This window comes from Cellulomonas sp. 73-92 (assembly GCF_001898175.1).
In the GTDB taxonomy this organism is placed as follows: Bacteria; Actinomycetota; Actinomycetes; order Actinomycetales; family Cellulomonadaceae; genus Cellulomonas.
In genome coordinates this window covers 41,899-58,544 of sequence record NZ_MKTH01000006.1, presented here as the reverse complement: position 1 = coordinate 58,544, position 16,646 = coordinate 41,899, and the positions used below count along the sequence as shown (strand labels likewise).

Sequence of the window (16,646 nt, the reverse complement as noted above, 5' to 3'; positions counted from 1 at the left end):
CCCATGGCCGAGCAGCAGCGCACCCTCGTCATCGTCAAGCCCGACGGCGTGCGTCGGGGCAACGTCGGCGAGGTGCTGCGGCGGATCGAGGCGAAGGGGTACACGCTCGTCGCGCTCGAGATGCGCACGGCCACGCGCGAGCTGCTCGAGGAGCACTACGCCGAGCACGCGGGGAAGCCCTTCCTGCCCGGCCTGCTGGACTTCATGACGTCCGGCCCCGTCGTGGCGGCCGTCGTCGAGGGCCACGGCGTGGTCGAGGCGTTCCGGTCGCTCGCCGGGGCGACGAACCCCACCGCGGCGGCGCCGGGCACCATCCGCGGCGACCTGTCGCGCGACTGGGGCACCCCCGCGATCCAGAACGTCGTGCACGGCTCCGACTCGCCGGAGTCGGCCGCCCGCGAGATCGCGCTGTGGTTCCCCGCCCTCTGACGCCCGCCTCCCCGATCGCGCCTGCCCGTCCGCTTAGGCTGCCCCCGTGCACCTGAAGACCCTCACGCTGCGCGGCTTCAAGTCGTTCGCCTCGGCGACGACACTGAGCCTCGAGCCGGGGATCACGTGCGTCGTCGGGCCGAACGGGTCCGGCAAGTCCAACGTCGTCGACGCGCTGACCTGGGTGATGGGGGAGCAGGGCGCCAAGACCCTGCGCGGCGGGACGATGGAGGACGTCATCTTCGCGGGCACCTCCGCCCGCCCGCCGCTGGGCCGGGCCGAGGTGTCGCTGACGATCGACAACACCGACGGCCACCTGCCGATCGAGTACTCCGAGGTGACGATCTCCCGCACGCTGTTCCGCAACGGCGGGTCGGAGTACGCGATCAACGGCCGCACGTGCCGGCTGCTCGACATCCAGGAGCTGCTCTCCGACACCGGCATGGGCCGGCAGATGCACGTCGTCGTCGGCCAGGGCAAGCTCGACGAGGTCCTGCGGGCGACGCCGGAGGAGATGCGCGCCTTCATCGAGGAGGCGGCCGGCGTCCTCAAGCACCGCCGCCGCAAGGAGAAGGCGCTGCGCAAGCTCGACGCCATGGCGGCCAACCTCACCCGGCTCACGGACCTCACCGGCGAGATCCGCCGCCAGCTCGGCCCGCTCGGACGGCAGGCCGAGGTCGCCCGCAAGGCGGCGGTGGTCCAGGCCGACCTGCGCGACGCCCGCGCCCGGCTGCTGGCCGACGACCTGGCGCAGCTGCAGGCGCAGCTCGCCCAGGAGGTCGCCGACGAGACCGCGCTGCGCGCGCGGCACGACGAGGTCGAGGCGCAGCTGACGGCGACGCGCACCACGCTGGCGGCGTTGGAGCGGGAGGCCGCGGAGGCGGCCCCGCACGTCGCCGAGGCGGGCGAGCTCTGGTACCGCCTCTCGGCCCTGCGCGAACGGCTGCGTGGCACCGCGTCGCTCGCCGCCGACCGCGCCCGCCTGCTCGGCGAGTCCGCCGGCGAGCGTGCGCCCGGGCAGGACGTCGACGAGCTGCTCGCGCAGGCGGAGCGGGTCCGGGCCGCCGAGGCGGAGCTCGCGGCCGAGGTCGACGTCGCGCGCACCGCGCTCGAGGCGGCCGTGGAGGGGCGGCAGGCGGCGGAGCAGGAGGCCCAGGCCGCGGAGCGTGACCTGGCCACGGCCCTGCGCGCCGCGGCCGACCGTCGCGAGGGCGTCGCCCGGCTCGCGGGTCAGGTGGGCGCGCGCCGCAGCCGCCTGGAGGCGACCGGCGAGGAGATCGGCCGGCTGCGGGCAACGCTCGCCGCCGCCGAGAACCGTGCGCACGAGGCGACGACGCGCTTCACCGAGCTGGAGACCCAGGTCACGGGCGCGGAGGAGGGCGAGGAAGGCCTCGACGCCGCGCACGAGTCGGCCGTCGCCGCGCTCGAAGACGCGCACGCCCGGGTCGCGGCACTGTCCGACGAGCTGGCCGCCGCCGAGCGCGAGCGTGGCTCGCTGACGGCCCGTGCCGAGACGCTGGAGCTCAGCCTGTCGCGCAAGGACGGCGCGGGCGCCCTGCTGGCCGCCGACGCCCTGACGGGCACCATCGGGTCGGTCGCCGCACTCCTGCAGGTCGACCAGCGCGACGAGGACGCGATCGTCGCCGCCCTCGGCCCGCTCGCCGACGCCGTGGCCGTGGAGTCGGTGGAGGCGGCCGTCGACGCGATCCGCTACCTGCGCACCGAGGATGCCGGCCGGGCGACCCTCCTCGTCGGGTCGTCGGACGCCGAGGCGCACGCCGCCCTCGGCGACCTGCCCCCGGGCGCCCGGGCCGCGATCGACCTGGTCCAGGCCCCGTCCCGGGTGCGCACGACGGTGCGTGCGCTGCTGGCCGGCGTCGTCGTCGTCGACGACCTGGCCGCCGCCCGATCGGTGCTGGCCCAGCGCCCCGACCTCGTCGTCGCCACGCGGGCCGGTGACCTGCTGTCCGCCCGGCGCGCCTCCGGCGGCTCGTCGGGCGCCCCCAGCGCGCTCCACCTGCAGGCGGCGCTGGACCAGGCCCGCTCCGGTGCGCAGGCCGCGAGGGCGACCGCGGAGCGGCTGCGGTTCGAGCTCACGGCGGCCCAGCAGGCGCGGGCCGACGCCCAGGCCGAGTACGACCGCACGCTGGAGCGTCTCAACGAGTCGGACGCCGCGCTGGCCGCCGTCGCCGAGCAGCTGGCGAACCTCGGGCAGGTCGCGCGCTCGGCACGTGCCGAGGCCGATCGCGTCCAGGCGTCGCTCGACGCGGCGGCGAAGGCGCTCGAGGAGGACACCGCCGCGCTCGCCGAGCTCACGCAGCGGCTGGCGGCCGTCGAGGAGGAGCCCGCCGAGTCGGAGGCGCGCATCGCCACCGGCACGCGCGAGCGGGACGACCTGGCCGCCGCCGCCGCGCTGGCGCGCGCCCGCGAGACCGAGGGACGCCTGACGCTGCGGACCGCCGAGGAGCGGGCCCGGGCACTCGCCGGGCGTGCCGAGTCGCTCGAGCGCGCGGCGCAGGCCGAGCGGGAGGCGCGCGAGCGTGTCGCCCGCCGGGAGGTCGCCCGCGCCCACCAGGCCGCCACCGCCCGCGCCGTCCACGCCGGCGCCGTGCACGCGCTCGCGGTGCTCGAGGGCTCGCTGGCGCGGGCGTCCGACGAGCGGGCGGCCGCCGAGGCGGCCCGTGCCGAGCGCGAGGCCGCCCTGGTGCAGGCCCGCGGCGCGGCCGACGCGCTCGCGACCGAGCTGGCGCAGCTCACCGACGTCGTCCACCGCGACGAGGTGGCGCGCACGCAGCAGCGGCTGCGGGTCGAGGCGTTGGCCCAACGATCGGTCGAGGAGCTGGGCATCGACCCCGACGTCCTCGTCGACGAGTACGGACCGCACCGGGACGTGCCGGTGCTCGCCGCGCCGGGGACCGAGCCCGCCGGCCAGGCCCCGAGCGCGATCCCGTACGTGCGCGAGCAGCAGGAGAAGCGCCTCGCCGCCGCCGAGCGCCAGCTCGCGCTGCTGGGCCGCGTCAACCCGCTCGCGCTCGAGGAGTTCGAGGCGCTGGAGGAGCGGCACCGGTTCCTCACCGAGCAGCTCGCCGACCTCAAGAAGTCCCGTGCGGACCTGCTGCAGATCGTCGCCGACATCGACGAGCGCGTCGAGCAGGTGTTCGCCGAGGCCTTCGCCGACACGGCCACCCAGTTCGTCGAGGTCTTCGGCCGGCTCTTCCCGGGCGGCGAGGGCCGGCTGGTCCTCACCGCGCCGGACGACATGCTGGCCACCGGCATCGAGGTGGAGGCCCGCCCGGCGGGCAAGAAGGTCAAGCGACTGTCGCTGCTCTCCGGCGGCGAGCGGTCCCTGACCGCCGTGGCGCTGCTCGTGGCGATCTTCCGGGCCCGCCCGAGCCCGTTCTACGTCATGGACGAGGTCGAGGCGGCGCTCGACGACACCAACCTCGACCGCCTGCTCGAGCTGCTGCGCGAGCTGCGGACGAGCTCGCAGCTCATCGTCGTCACGCACCAGAAGCGGACGATGGAGATCGCCGACGCCCTGTACGGCGTCACCATGCGCGGCGACGGCGTGTCGGCCGTCATCAGCCAGCGGCTGCGGGAGGACGTGCCGGCCTGACGTGCCGCGCGGTGAAGGTTTCGTGACGCGTGCGTGAGGCCCCGTCCCTGGGCTGGAGACGTCCCATGATCGGGCGCACGATGGCGGCATGGCCGTTCTCGTCGTCGTCGCCCTCGCCCTCCTCGCCGCCGCCGCCGTCGCCCTGCTGGCGACCGTGGAGGCGCCGCGACGCGAGGGCGAGCGCCCGGTCCGGGCGTTCCGGCGCGGGCTGCGGGCCTGGCTCCGGCCGGACGCGGAGCTGCGCGCCGAGGCGCGGAGCCTCGCCGCGGTCCAGCCGGTCGACGTCTCGCTCGAGCAGATGCTGCGGGCCAACGTCGAGCCCGGCGGCGGCTACCTCGAGCCCGGCGAGCTGGCGGGGTCGCTGCACGCCGCGGCCGTCCGGGTGCTGCCCGGGCACGGGCACGACGCCGAGGGCTGACGCCCCCGGGTCCCGCGCGGGCTGACGGCGCGAGTCGCGCCCGCCCGCGGCGGACCGACAGACTGTGCCGGTGACCCACGAGATCCTCACCTGGCTCCTGGCCGGCGGCGTGCCGCTGGTCGTGATCGTCGCCGGCGTCGGCACCGCCGTCGGCCTGCGCCGCCGGCGCAGGACGCAGCAGCCGCCCGCACCCGGCGAGGGCGCCGCGCCGACGCGGGTCGCCGCGCCGCCGGCCACGGGGATCCCGTCCCAGGCTGCGCCGCCGGAGGCCGAGACGCTCCCGGCGCTCGAGCCGGAGGCGCCCGAGGCCCCGGCCCCGGTGGCGGTCGAGACGCCGGCCCCGACCAGCGGCCGCCTCACCCGGCTGCGCGACCGCCTCGCGCGGTCCGGCTCGCCGCTCGGCGCCCGCCTGCTGGCCGTGCTGTCGCGCGACCGGCTGTCCGACGCCGACTGGGACGAGATCGAGGAGACCCTGCTGCTGGCCGACGTCGGCGCCGGTCCGACCGGCGAGATCGTCGACGCGCTGCGCACCCGGGTGCGGGTCACCGGCACCGGCGACCCGGCGCAGGTGCGGGCCCTGCTGCGCGAGCAGCTGCTGGACCTCGTCGACCCGACGCTGGACCGTTCGCTCGACACGACCCCGACGCTGGACGAGGACGGTGCCACCACGCCGGCGATCGTGCTCGTCGTCGGCGTCAACGGCACGGGCAAGACGACGACCGTCGGCAAGCTCGCGCGCGTGCTCGTCGCCGACGGTCGGACCGTGGTGCTCGGTGCGGCCGACACCTTCCGCGCGGCCGCCGCCGAGCAGCTGACGACGTGGGGGGCCCGCGTGGGCGTCCCGACGGTGCGGGCCGACCGCGAGGGTGCCGACCCGGCGTCGGTGGCGTTCGACGCGGTGCGCGCCGCGCGCGCCGACGGCGCGGACGTGGTGCTTGTCGACACGGCGGGGCGCCTGCAGAACAAGGCCGGCCTCATGGACGAGCTGGGCAAGATCACGCGCGTGCTGACCCGCACCGCGCCGCTGTCCGAGGTGCTCCTCGTGCTCGACGCCACGACGGGCCAGAACGGACTCAACCAGGCGCGCGTGTTCACGGAGGTCGCCGGGGTGACGGGCATCGTCCTCACCAAGCTCGACGGCACCGCCAAGGGCGGCATCGTCGTCGCCGTGCAGCGCGAGCTCGGGGTGCCCGTCAAGCTCGTCGGGCTGGGCGAGGGCCCCGACGACCTCGCGCCCTTCGACCCCGAGGCGTTCGTGGACGGCCTTCTCGGAGCATGAGACGGACCCGGCCACGTCACACGATGTTTACGTCGACCGCACGGACGTGACGCCGGCGTAACGCGCGCGGCGACCCGCGGAAATCGCGCACCGCCACCGTTGTCACCGCGGCGAGCCACCCGGCTGGCCACGGGAGAAACGGGTGCAGCAGATGGTGACATCGCTACTGACGGCAGTGGCGGCCGCGGGTCCATCGTGTGACCCCATGGCGTCGACCGCCAGCGCGTTCTGCCTCAACACCGGCAACAACGCGTGGATGCTGACGTCCGCCGTGATCGTCCTCATGATGACGGTCCCGGCGTTGGCGTTCTTCTACGGCGGCATGGTCCGGGCCAAGTCGGTCCTCAACATGCTGATGATGAACTACATCGCGGCGGGCATCGTCGGGTTCGTCTGGCTGCTGTGGGGCTACTCGATGGCCTTCGGCACGGCGACGACGGGGATCAACCAGTTCTTCGGCAACCCGTTCCAGTTCTTCGGCCTGCAGGGCCTGGTCGAGTCCGCCGCGGACGGTAGCGCGTCCAGCTTCAGCCCGCTCGCGACGACCGGCGTGCCGGCGTTCACCGTGGTGGCGTTCCAGGTGACGTTCGCGGTGATCACGGTGGCCCTCATCACCGGCGCCATCGCGGACCGCATGAAGTTCGGCGCGTGGATCGCGTTCACCGTGATCTGGGCGACCATCGTCTACTTCCCGCTCGCGCACATGGTGTGGGCCGGCGGGTTCCTCGGCGTCGGCGGCTTCATCTCGCAGCACCTGTCGACCCCGATCGACTTCGCCGGTGGGACGGTCGTCCACATCGACGCCGGAGCCGCCGGCCTGGCGCTCGCCCTGCTGCTCGGCAAGCGCAAGGGCTGGCCGAAGGAGCCCATGCGGCCGCACAACCTGCCGTACGTCATGCTCGGCGCGGCGCTGCTGTGGGTCGGCTGGTTCGGCTTCAACGCCGGCTCCGAGGGGGCCGCCGACGGGACCGCGTCCCGCGCGTGGCTCAACACGTTCGTCGCCACCTGCGTCGCGATGATCGGCTGGCTCGCCACCGAGAAGCTCCGCGACGGGCACGCGACGTCGCTCGGTGCGGCCTCGGGCATCGTCGCCGGCCTCGTCGCCATCACGCCGGCCGCCTCGTCGGTCGACACGTGGGGCGCGATGGTCGTCGGCCTGGTCGCGGGCGTGCTGTGCGCCATCGCCATCGGCATCAAGTACAAGTTCGGCTTCGACGACGCGCTCGACGTGGTCGGCGTGCACCTCGTCGGCGGCCTGACGGGCACGGTCCTCATCGGCTTCCTGGCCACCAACAACCAGGGCGCCTGGTACCCGACCGGCGCCAAGAACGGCCTGCTGTACGGCGGCGGGTTCACGCAGCTGATCACCCAGATCGTTGCGGCGCTGTTCGCGCTGGTCTTCTCCTTCGTCCTGACGTGGGTGATCGCCAGCATCATCAAGGCAGTCCGCGGCATCCGGTTCTCCCAGGACGTCGAGGTCGGCGGGATCGACCTCGCCGTGCACGGCGAGTCCGCGTACGACACGATCGGTGCCCGCATCTCGTCGGAGGTGGAGTGATGACGAAGCTCGTGACGGCGATCATCCAGCCGCATCGGCTGGACGACGTGAAGTCGGCCCTCGAGGGTGCCGGCGTCCACGGACTGACGGTGAGCGAGGCGAGCGGCTACGGCCGCCAGCGCGGTCACACGGAGGTCTACCGGGGCGCCGAGTACACCGTGGACCTGGTTCCGAAGGTGAGGGTGGACGTCCTGGTGGCCGACGAGGACTCGGCCTCGATCGTCGACGCGATCATCCAGGCGGCCCAGACCGGCAAGATCGGCGACGGCAAGGTCTGGGTGACGCCGGTCGACGACGTCGCCCGGGTCCGCACCGGCGAGCACGGCGCCGTGGCGCTGTGAGCACGGTGTGACCGCTCGGCCGAGCGCACCGCCCGGCCCGCAGGTCCCGTACCCCGCTCCCGGGGTGCGGGACCTGCGGCGTCAGCGCCTGGAGCTCGCGGCGTCGCTGGCCGGCCCCGGCACCGACGGCGTCGCGCGCCGGCGTGCGGTGGCGGACCTCGTCGTGCAGCGCCTGGGGGAGCTGTGGGAGACCGCGACCGCGGACCTCGACACGACCGGGCTCGCGCTCGGCGCCGTCGGGAGCATCGGGCGCGGGGACGCGTCCCCGATCAGCGACCTCGACCTGCTCCTCGTGCACGAGGGCCGGGGCCGGTCGCCCGAGGACCTGCAGCGGCTCGCCGAGCGGCTCTGGTACCCGGTGTGGGACGCGGGGCTCGACCTCGACCACTCGGTGCGCTCGCTGGCGCAGTGCCGGCAGGTGGCGAGCAAGGACCTGCCCGCGGCGGTCGGGCTGCTCGAGCTGCGGCACGTCGCCGGCGACCCGGTGGTCGTCGCCCGGGCGATGTCGGCGCTCCTCGAGGACTGGCGGTCGGCGGCTCGTCGTCGGCTGCCGGAGCTGCTCTCCTCGACGAAGGGCCGGGCGGAGCGCTTCGGCGAGCTCGCCTACCTGCTGGAGCCGGACCTCAAGGAGGCGCGCGGCGGCATCCGCGACGCCGTGGTGCTCTCCGCGCTGGCCGCCACCTGGCTGACCGACCGGCCGCACGGCGCGGTCGACGCCGCCTACCACCACCTGCTGGACGTCCGGGACGCGGTGCAGGTCGTCACCGGCCGGCACACCAACCGCCTGCTGCTGGCCGACCAGGACGAGGTCGCCGCGCGGGTCGGGTTCGACGACCGTGACGACCTGCTCGCCTCGATCGCGGAGGCCGGCCGCGTCATCTCCTACGCGGTCGACACGACCGTGCGCAGCGCCCGCCAGGCGCTGCAGCGTCCGGCGCCGCCCTTCCTCGTGCGCGGCCGGCGCCAGCCACCGCGCCTGCGCGCGATCGCCGAGGGCCTCGTCGAGCACGACGGCGAGCTGGTGCTGGCCGCCGACGCCCGCCCGGCCGACGACCCCGTGCTGTCGCTGCGCGCGGCCGCGACGGCCGCGCGGACGGGCCTGGTGCTGTCGCCGGTCACCGTGGCGAGCCTCGAGGCGACGCCGCCGCTGCCGGTGCCGTGGCCCAAGCCGGCCCGCGCCCAGCTCGTGGCCCTGCTCGGGTCGGGTCAGGCGCAGGTGCCGGTGTGGGAGGCGCTGGACCTCGCCGGCGTCGTCACCACCTGGATCCCGGAGTGGGCCGGCGTGCGGAACCGGCCGCAGCGGTCCCCGATCCACCGCCACACGGTCGACCGGCACCTCGTCGAGACGGTGGCGCGCGTGGGCAAGGAGTGGCACGGCTCGGAGACCTTGCTGCTGGCGGCGCTGCTGCACGACATCGGCAAGCGGGCCGGTGGCGGCGACCATGCCGCCGAGGGGGCGCGCCTGGCCGGCCCGATCGTCGTGCGGATGGGGTTCGGCGACCAGGTCGCCGCCGACGTCGCGCGCCTGGTCCGCGAGCACCTCACGCTGCCCGACCTGGCGACGCAGGAGGACCCGGCGGACCCCGCGACGGTTGACCGGCTGCTGGCCGCGGTCGACCACCGCCAGGACCTGCTGCAGCTGCTGCGCGCGCTCGTCGAGGCCGACGCGTCGGCGGCCGGTCCCGCGGCGTGGACCTCGTGGCGGGCGACCCTCGTCGACGAGCTCGTCGCCCGGGCCACGGCCCGGCTGGCGGGTACCCTGGGGCGTCCGTCCGACTGAGTGAGGCGCCTTGTTCAACAACCTCTCCGACCGACTGACGTCGACCTTCCGGAACCTGCGCACCCGGGGTCGGCTGTCGGAGGCGGACGTCGATGCCACCGTCCGCGAGATCCGCCGGGCGCTGCTCGACGCCGACGTCGCCGTGCCCGTGGTCCGCCAGTTCACCGCCGCGGTGCGCGAGCGCGCGCTCGGCGCCGAGGTGTCCGGCGCGCTCAACCCGGCGCAGCAGGTCGTCAAGATCGTGCACGACGAGCTCGTCGCGATCCTCGGCGGGTCGACGCGCCAGCTGACGCTGGCCAAGCGGCCGCCGACGGTCATCCTGCTCGCCGGCCTCCAGGGCGCGGGCAAGACGACCCTGGCCGGCAAGCTCGCCGTGCACCTGCGGGAGCAGGGGCACACCCCCGTGCTCGTCGCCGCCGACCTCCAGCGGCCCAACGCCGTGACCCAGCTGCAGGTGGTGGGGGAGCGCGCCGGCGTGCCGGTGTTCGCGCCGCACCCGGGCAACCAGGCCGCGGTCGACCTCGACACGCTGCCGCTCGGTGCCGACCCGGTCGCGGTCGCGCGCGACGGGGTCGCGTTCGCCCTCGACAAGCAGCACGACGTGGTCATCGTCGACACCGCGGGCCGCCTCGGCGTCGACGAGGCGATGATGCGGCAGGCCGCGGACATCCGGGACGCGGTGCAGCCCGACGAGATCCTCTTCGTCGTCGACGCGATGATCGGCCAGGACGCGGTCGCCACGGCCAACGCCTTCGCCGAGGGCGTCGGGTTCACCGGCGTCGTGCTGTCCAAGCTCGACGGCGACGCCCGCGGCGGCGCCGCGCTCTCGGTCGCGACGGTCACCGGCCGGCCGATCCTGTTCGCCTCGACCGGCGAGCAGCTGCGCGACTTCGAGGTGTTCCACCCCGACCGGATGGCCTCGCGCATCCTCGACATGGGCGACGTCCTCACGCTCATCGAGCAGGCGCAGAAGGCGTTCGACGCCGAGCAGACCGAGCGGATGGCGGGCAAGCTCGCCGCCGGCGAGGACTTCACGCTCGACGACTTCCTCATGCAGATGCAGCAGCTGCGCAACGCCGGCCCGCTGAAGAAGATGCTGGGGATGCTGCCCGGCATGGGCCAGATGCGCGAGGCGCTCGACTCGTTCGACGAGCGCGAGGTGGACCGGATCCAGGCGATCATCCAGTCGATGACGCCGGCGGAGCGCGACACCCCGAAGATCATCAACGGCTCCCGCCGGGCCCGCATCGCCCGCGGCTCGGGCACCCAGCCGAGCGAGATCAACCAGCTGCTCGAGCGGTTCGACCAGGCGCAGAAGATGATGCGCCAGATGGCGAAGAGCGGCGGGAACATGCCCGGCCTGGGCAACATGCCGGGCTCGGGCAAGAAGGCCCGCGGCCGCCAGGCGCCGCCGCCGAAGAAGGCCAAGGGCAAGTCCGGCAACCCGGCGAAACGCGCGCTGCAGGAGCAGCAGGCCGCCAACCGCCAGGTGGGTGCCCCGGCCGCCCCCACGGCTCCCGGCTCGGCGTTCGGCCTCGGCCAGGGGAAGCCACCCGCCGACCCGGGCGAGTTCGACCCGACGAGCTTCGGCAAGCTGTTCGGCGGCCGCTGACCGATGACGCTGCACCTGCGCGGCCCGGTGCTGCTCGGCGACGAGCGTGCGGCGGGCGAGGCGTGGGTGGTCGGCGACCGGGTCACCTTCTCCCGGCCTGCCGGGGGCGCGGACGACGAGCTCGACGGCTGGGTGCTGCCGGGCCTCGTCGACGTCCACTGCCACGTCGGCCTCGCGGCCACGGGCGCGGTCGACGCGGCGACGGCCGAGCGGCAGGCGCTCGCGGACCGCGACTCCGGCGTGCTGCTCGTCCGCGACGCGGGCTCGCCCTCGGACACGCGCTGGATCGACGACCGGGCGGACCTCCCGCGGATCCTGCGCGCGGGGCACCACCTCGCGCTGCCCAAGCGCTACCTGCGGTACTACGGCCGCGAGCTGCGCGCTCCCGAGGAGCTGCCCGGCGCGGTGCGCGAGGAGGCGGCGCGCGGCGACGGCTGGGTGAAGATCGTCGGCGACTGGATCGACCGTGACGGCCCCGGCGACCTGACCCCGCTGTGGTCCGACCAGCTCGTCACGGCGGCGATCGCCGCCGCGCACGACGCCGGCGCGCGGGTCACGGTCCATACGTTCGCCACCGAGACCATCGACGCCCTCCTCGACGCCGGGGTCGACTGCCTCGAGCACGCCACCGGCGCGTCCCCGGAGCAGATCGAGCGGATCGCCGCCGCCGGCATCCCGGTGACCGCGACGATGCTGCAGGTGGACCGATTCGAGGAGATCGCCGCCGCCGCGACGAGGTATCCCGTGTACGCGGCGCGGATGCGCGAGATGCACGCCCGCCGCCACCGCCACCTGCGCGACCTGTTCGACGCCGGCGTGCCGATCCTCGTCGGCACCGACGCCGGCGGCACCATCGGGCACGGGCGGCTGCCCGACGAGGCCGCGGCGCTCGTCGCGGCGGGGCTGCCGGCCTCCGCCGTGGTCGCCGCGGCGAGCTGGCGCACACGCGCCTGGCTCGGGGCGCCCGCCCTGGCGGAGGGCGCCCCCGCCGACCTCGTCGTCTACCCCGCCGACCCGCGCGAGGACATCCGTGTCCTGGCCGCGCCGACCGCCGTCGTGCTGCGCGGGACGCGCGTCGCGTAGCCGTCCGCTCGTCTGGCACAATGGTCCGCTGTACTCGGCTGGCGCAGCCCCTCTACCTGCGCCCGGCCGCGTCCCCGGTCGGACCGGCGCCCATCCCCACGGGCCCGACGGCGAGACCACCCACAGACATCAGGAGAACATCCGCTCGTGGCCACCAAGATCCGCCTCAAGCGCCTGGGCAAGATCCGCGCGCCGTACTACCGCATCGTCGTTGCCGACTCCCGCGCCCGCCGCGACGGCAAGGTGATCGAGGAGATCGGCAAGTACCACCCCACCGAGGAGCCCTCGCTCATCGAGGTCGACTCCGAGCGTGCGCAGTACTGGCTCGGCGTCGGCGCGCAGCCCAGCGACCAGGTCGTCGTGCTGCTCAAGGTCACCGGTGACTGGCAGAAGTTCAAGGGCCTGCCGGGCGCCGAGGGCACGCTGAAGGTCAAGGCCGGCAAGGTCGACCCGAAGGCTGCGGTCGAGGCGGCCGCCGCCGACGCCGAGAAGGTCAAGGCGACCGCTTCGGCCAAGAAGGCGGAGGAGCCGGTCGTCGAGGCCCCCGCCGAGGAGACGGCCGAGGCCGCCGCCGAGGACGAGCAGGCCTGACGTGCTCGCCGACGCGCTCGAGCACCTCGTGCGGGGCATCGTCGACCACCCGGACGACGTGCAGGTCCGCTCGGCCACGCTGCGCCGCGGCGAGCTGCTCGAGGTGCGCGTGCACCCCGACGACCTCGGCCGCGTGATCGGCCGGGGCGGTCGGACCGCGCGGGCACTCCGGACGGTCGTCAACGCCCTGTCGTCCGAGGGGACCGTGCGCGTCGACGTCGTCGACGTCGACCGTCGCTGACGGGGCCCGCGTCGTGCTGCTGACCGTCGCCCGCATCGGCCGTGCGCACGGCCTGCGTGGCGAGGTGGCGCTCGACGTCCGCACCGACGTGCCCGACGAGCGGCTGGTCGTCGGCGCCGTGCTGACCACCGACCCGGCGTCCGCCGGTCCACTGACGATCCAGCGCTCCCGCGTGCAGCAGGGGCGCTGGTTCGTCGTGTTCGAGGGGGTCGGTGACCGCACGGCGGCCGAGGCGCTGACCGGCGTGTCCCTCGTCGTCGACGCCGGCGACGAGCCGGAGGACGACGGGGACGACGGGGACGACGTGGACGCGTGGTACCCGCACGAGCTCGCCGGGCTGCGCGCCGAGGGCACGGACGGTCGCCTGCTGGGCGAGATCGTCGGGCTGGAGCACGCCCCGGCGCACGACCTGCTCCTGCTGCGCGAGCCCGACGGCGCCCGCACGCTCGTGCCGTTCGTCCGTGCCATCGTGCCGGTGGTGGACGTCTCCGGTGGGCGCGTCGTGCTCGACCCGCCGGGTGGGCTGCTCGCCTCGGACGCGGAGCACCTCGTCGTGTCCGACGACGAGACGCGAGGCTGACGTGCGCGTCGACGTCGTCACGATCTTCCCGGAGTACCTGGCGCCGCTCGAGCTGTCGCTCGTCGGCAAGGCCCGCCAGGCCGGGCTGCTGGACGTGCGCGTCCACGACCTGCGGGACTGGACCACCGACCGGCACCGCACGGTCGACGACACCCCGTTCGGTGGCGGCGCCGGCATGGTGATGCGCCCGGACGTCTGGGGCCGCGCGCTCGACGAGCTGCTGGCCGACGGGCCGGCGCGGCTTGTCGTGCCGACGCCGTCGGGGGAGCCGTTCACGCAGCGGCACGCCGAGTCGTGGGCCGGCGAGGACCGGCTGATCGTCGCGTGCGGCCGGTACGAGGGGATCGACGCGCGCGTCGTCGAGCACTACCGCGACCGCTTGCCGGTGACCGAGCTGTCGCTCGGCGACTACGTGCTCAACGGGGGAGAGGTCGCCGCGCTCGTCGTCGTCGAGGCGGTGGCGCGCCTGCTGCCCGGCGTCGTCGGCAACCCGGACTCGCTGGTCGAGGAGTCGCACGGCGCGGACGGCCTGCTCGAGTACCCCGTGTACACGAAGCCCGCCGCCTGGGAGGGCCTCGACGTGCCCGACGTGCTCCTCTCGGGCCACCACGGCAAGGTGGAGCGCTGGCGCCGCGACGAGGCCCTGGAGCGCACCGCGGAGCGCCGTCCGGACCTGCTCGCACGGCTCGACGTCGCGGCGCTGGACAAGCACGACCGGCAGACGCTCGGCCGGCTCGGCTGGGTCGTCGTCGGCAACCACCTCGAGCTCGTCCGCCCGGCCTGATCCCCGGTTGGAGCCGCGCCGGGGCGGTATGGCACACTGGTCCGCTGGTGTGCGCACCCGCCCTCTGCCGCAGGAGGGGTCGGAAAGGCGCCTCGGGTCTCCCGGACCGCACCGACCGTCACTTGAACCTCCCGCCCCGCTCACCGATGCACGACGAGCGGCGAGGGCGGTCCGACGACGTCCCTGACCCGCGGCAGGGCGAGAGAGCGACACCACCATGCACACCCTCGACTCGCTCGACGCGGCCTCGCTGCGCGACGACGTCCCCGACTTCCGGCCCGGCGACACCGTCAAGGTGAACGTCAAGGTCGTCGAGGGCAACCGGTCCCGCATCCAGGCGTTCCAGGGCGTCGTCATCGCGCGCCAGGGCAGCGGCGTCCGCGAGACGTTCACGGTCCGCAAGATCAGCTTCGGCGTCGGCGTGGAGCGCACCTTCCCGGTGCACACCCCCACGGTCGACTCCGTCGAGGTGGTCACCCGCGGCGACGTGCGGCGCGCGAAGCTGTACTACCTGCGCAACCTGCGCGGCAAGAAGGCCAAGATCAAGGAGCGTCGCGAGACGACGCCGCAGGCCTGAGCCCGGTCCTCCGGAGGGGCGGTCCCGTCACGGGGCCGCCCCTCCGTCGTCCTTCGCAGGTCTCGGTCGGCGACGCCGTGCGTCGGCACCCGATCCGGCGTGCGAGGCTGTGCGGGTGAGTGAGTGGAACCCCGACGGGCCGGTGCCCGAGCGGCCGGTGTGGGCGCCCCGGGTCGCCGGCGCCCCCGGTGCGACAAGCCCCGCCGGGTCGGATCCGCAGGTCCCGGCGGCAGGCACCGCCCCAGCCGGCCCGACGCCGTCCGGCGTGGCAGCCGGCGCACCCGGACCGGCCGAGGGTGGTGCGCGCCGGGACCGCGGTGACCGGGCGCGGCGCGCCCAGCCCGCCCGCAGCGGGCCGCTGTCCTGGCTCCGCGAGACCGCGATCGTGCTGGTCAGCGCGCTCGTGCTGTCGTTGCTCGTCAAGACGTTCCTCGTCCAGGCGTTCTGGATCCCGTCGCCCTCGATGAACAACACGCTCGTCGAGGACGACCGGATCCTCGTCAGCAAGCTCGCCCCCGGGCCGCTGCAGGTCCACCGCGGGGACATCGTCGTGTTCAAGGACCCGGGCGGGTGGCTGGCCGACCAGCCGACGGTCCCGGTCACCGGGTTCCAGCGCGTCACCAACGACGTGCTGACGTTCATCGGGCTGCGCCCCGTGGACGCGGGCCAGCACCTGGTCAAGCGGATCATCGGGCTGCCCGGCGACCACATCGTCTGCACCGGCCCGACGTCCCAGGTGACGGTCAACGGCGTGGCGCTCGACGAGCCCTACCTCGCCCCGGGCTCACAGCCGTGCGGCATGGCGTTCGACACCACCGTGCCCGCCGGCTCGCTGTGGGTGATGGGCGACAACCGTGACCACTCGGAGGACTCGCGCTACCACCGGGGCAACCCGGGTGGCGGCTCGATCCCCGAGGCCAACGTCGTCGGCACCGCCTTCGTCATCGTCTGGCCCGCGGACCGCTGGACCGTGCTGCGCAACCCCGGCGCCACCTTCGCGTCCGTGCCCAACCCGTCATGAGCCCGCTCGTCGTCCCGCACCTGCGCCACGAGCGCCAGCTGCTGCGTGACGGCGCCCGCCTGGTCGCCGGGATGGACGAGGTGGGCCGCGGGTCGCTCGCCGGCCCGGTCAGCGTCGGGGTCGTCGTCGTCGACGCGCGCACGCGCTCGGCGCCGCCGGGGGTGGCCGACTCCAAGCTGCTGACCCAGGCCGCCCGTCAGGCGCTGCTGCCGGCGCTGTCGCGCTGGGGGCTGGCGCGGGCCGTGGGGCACGCCTCGGCCGACGAGATCGACGCGATCGGGATCATGGGGGCGCTGCGGCTGGCCGGGCGCCGCGCCCTGGCGCAGGTGTCGCTCGTCGTCGGGCCCGTCGACACCGTGCTGCTCGACGGCAACCACGACTGGCTCACCGGCACGCCCACGCTCTTCGACGACGAGCCGGCCGACGACGCCCCGCGCGTCCACCTGCGGATCAAGGCGGACCGTTCCTGCGCGAGCGTCGCCGCGGCGAGCGTGCTGGCCAAGTGCGAACGTGATTCGATGATGACCTCCCTTGCCGTTTCGTTCCCGGCTTACCGGTGGGCCGAGAACAAGGGGTACGCATCGCCCGAGCACCTGGCGGCGCTGCGCGAGCTCGGGCCGTGCGTGCTGCACCGGCGGTCGTGGCACCTGCCCGGCGCGGGGGAGCCGTGCGAGGACATCGCCCTGCCCGCCTCGGACGAGGACGTCGCCGGCGCCGACCTCGTTGGGGGATGATG

At 74.9% G+C, this 16,646-nt stretch carries 16 protein-coding genes; all 16 read left to right on the top strand.

All coding sequences use genetic code 11. The features are described from left to right. The first annotated feature begins 3 nt into the window (after positions 1-3). The 16 genes from ndk (at position 4) to BGO37_RS02890 (ending at position 16,644) form a co-directional block, all read left to right on the top strand. Positions 4-429 carry a nucleoside-diphosphate kinase gene (ndk, locus tag BGO37_RS02965; RefSeq protein WP_291752121.1) on the top strand — a complete coding sequence of 142 codons (426 nt, stop codon included), beginning with the start codon at positions 4-6 and terminating at the stop codon, positions 427-429. Between the two features lie 46 nt (positions 430-475). Then, on the top strand, positions 476-4,045 hold the full coding sequence (gene smc, locus BGO37_RS02960) for a chromosome segregation protein SMC (protein ID WP_291752120.1): 3,570 nt from the start codon (positions 476-478) through the stop codon (positions 4,043-4,045). A gap of 88 nt (positions 4,046-4,133) precedes the next feature. Next, positions 4,134-4,463, top strand: a complete 330-nt coding sequence (locus BGO37_RS02955) for a hypothetical protein (protein ID WP_291752119.1) — start codon at positions 4,134-4,136, stop codon at positions 4,461-4,463. A 70-nt stretch (positions 4,464-4,533) separates the two neighbouring features. Further along, positions 4,534-5,742, top strand: coding sequence for a signal recognition particle-docking protein FtsY (ftsY, locus tag BGO37_RS02950; protein ID WP_291752118.1), 1,209 nt, complete (start codon positions 4,534-4,536; stop codon positions 5,740-5,742). Between the two features lie 205 nt (positions 5,743-5,947). Continuing rightward, positions 5,948-7,300, top strand: coding sequence for an ammonium transporter (locus tag BGO37_RS02945; RefSeq protein ID WP_291752117.1), 1,353 nt, complete (start codon positions 5,948-5,950; stop codon positions 7,298-7,300). Beyond that, complete coding sequence (locus BGO37_RS02940; RefSeq protein ID WP_291752116.1) at positions 7,300-7,641, top strand: P-II family nitrogen regulator; 342 nt, start codon at positions 7,300-7,302, stop codon at positions 7,639-7,641. The genes BGO37_RS02945 and BGO37_RS02940 overlap by 1 nt, the downstream gene beginning before the upstream one ends. A 7-nt stretch (positions 7,642-7,648) precedes the next feature. Then, complete coding sequence (locus tag BGO37_RS02935) at positions 7,649-9,421, top strand: [protein-PII] uridylyltransferase (RefSeq protein ID WP_291752113.1); 1,773 nt, start codon at positions 7,649-7,651, stop codon at positions 9,419-9,421. A gap of 10 nt (positions 9,422-9,431) precedes the next feature. Continuing rightward, on the top strand, positions 9,432-11,033 hold the full coding sequence (ffh, locus tag BGO37_RS02930) for a signal recognition particle protein (RefSeq protein WP_291752111.1): 1,602 nt from the start codon (positions 9,432-9,434) through the stop codon (positions 11,031-11,033). A gap of 3 nt (positions 11,034-11,036) precedes the next feature. Beyond that, the gene (locus BGO37_RS02925) at positions 11,037-12,116 is read left to right on the top strand and encodes an amidohydrolase family protein (RefSeq protein ID WP_291752110.1); all 1,080 of its coding nucleotides are present in this window, start codon (positions 11,037-11,039) and stop codon (positions 12,114-12,116) included. A gap of 147 nt (positions 12,117-12,263) precedes the next feature. After that, positions 12,264-12,707, top strand: coding sequence for a 30S ribosomal protein S16 (gene rpsP, locus BGO37_RS02920; RefSeq protein WP_291752108.1), 444 nt, complete (start codon positions 12,264-12,266; stop codon positions 12,705-12,707). A 1-nt stretch (position 12,708) separates the two neighbouring features. Further along, a complete protein-coding gene (locus tag BGO37_RS02915; protein WP_291752106.1) occupies positions 12,709-12,948 on the top strand; it encodes an RNA-binding protein in 240 nt (79 codons plus the stop codon). A gap of 13 nt (positions 12,949-12,961) precedes the next feature. Continuing rightward, a complete protein-coding gene (gene rimM / locus BGO37_RS02910) occupies positions 12,962-13,528 on the top strand; it encodes a ribosome maturation factor RimM (RefSeq protein ID WP_291752104.1) in 567 nt (188 codons plus the stop codon). A 1-nt stretch (position 13,529) separates the two neighbouring features. Next, entirely contained in the window at positions 13,530-14,312 is a 783-nt protein-coding gene (gene trmD, locus BGO37_RS02905) for a tRNA (guanosine(37)-N1)-methyltransferase TrmD (protein WP_291752102.1), read from the top strand. Between the two features lie 217 nt (positions 14,313-14,529). Then, positions 14,530-14,889, top strand: coding sequence for a 50S ribosomal protein L19 (gene rplS, locus BGO37_RS02900; RefSeq protein ID WP_291752100.1), 360 nt, complete (start codon positions 14,530-14,532; stop codon positions 14,887-14,889). A 115-nt stretch (positions 14,890-15,004) separates the two neighbouring features. Further along, complete coding sequence (gene lepB / locus BGO37_RS02895; protein ID WP_291752097.1) at positions 15,005-15,910, top strand: signal peptidase I; 906 nt, start codon at positions 15,005-15,007, stop codon at positions 15,908-15,910. After that, on the top strand, positions 15,907-16,644 hold the full coding sequence (locus BGO37_RS02890; protein WP_291752095.1) for a ribonuclease HII: 738 nt from the start codon (positions 15,907-15,909) through the stop codon (positions 16,642-16,644). Before lepB ends, BGO37_RS02890 begins: the two co-directional genes overlap by 4 nt. Positions 16,645-16,646 lie beyond the last annotated feature (2 nt).

Excerpts from the sequence above, each read along its gene's own strand:
- ndk (WP_291752121.1), top strand. The coding sequence starts at position 4 with ATGGCCGAGCAGCAGCGCACCCTCGTCATCGTCAAGCCCGACGGCGTG.
- BGO37_RS02955 (WP_291752119.1), top strand. The coding sequence starts at position 4,134 with ATGGCCGTTCTCGTCGTCGTCGCCCTCGCCCTCCTCGCCGCCGCCGCC.
- BGO37_RS02945 (WP_291752117.1), top strand. The coding sequence starts at position 5,948 with ATGGCGTCGACCGCCAGCGCGTTCTGCCTCAACACCGGCAACAACGCG.
- BGO37_RS02940 (WP_291752116.1), top strand. The coding sequence starts at position 7,300 with ATGACGAAGCTCGTGACGGCGATCATCCAGCCGCATCGGCTGGACGAC.
- BGO37_RS02925 (WP_291752110.1), top strand. The coding sequence starts at position 11,037 with ATGACGCTGCACCTGCGCGGCCCGGTGCTGCTCGGCGACGAGCGTGCG.
- rplS (WP_291752100.1), top strand. The coding sequence starts at position 14,530 with ATGCACACCCTCGACTCGCTCGACGCGGCCTCGCTGCGCGACGACGTC.
- BGO37_RS02890 (WP_291752095.1), top strand. The coding sequence starts at position 15,907 with ATGAGCCCGCTCGTCGTCCCGCACCTGCGCCACGAGCGCCAGCTGCTG.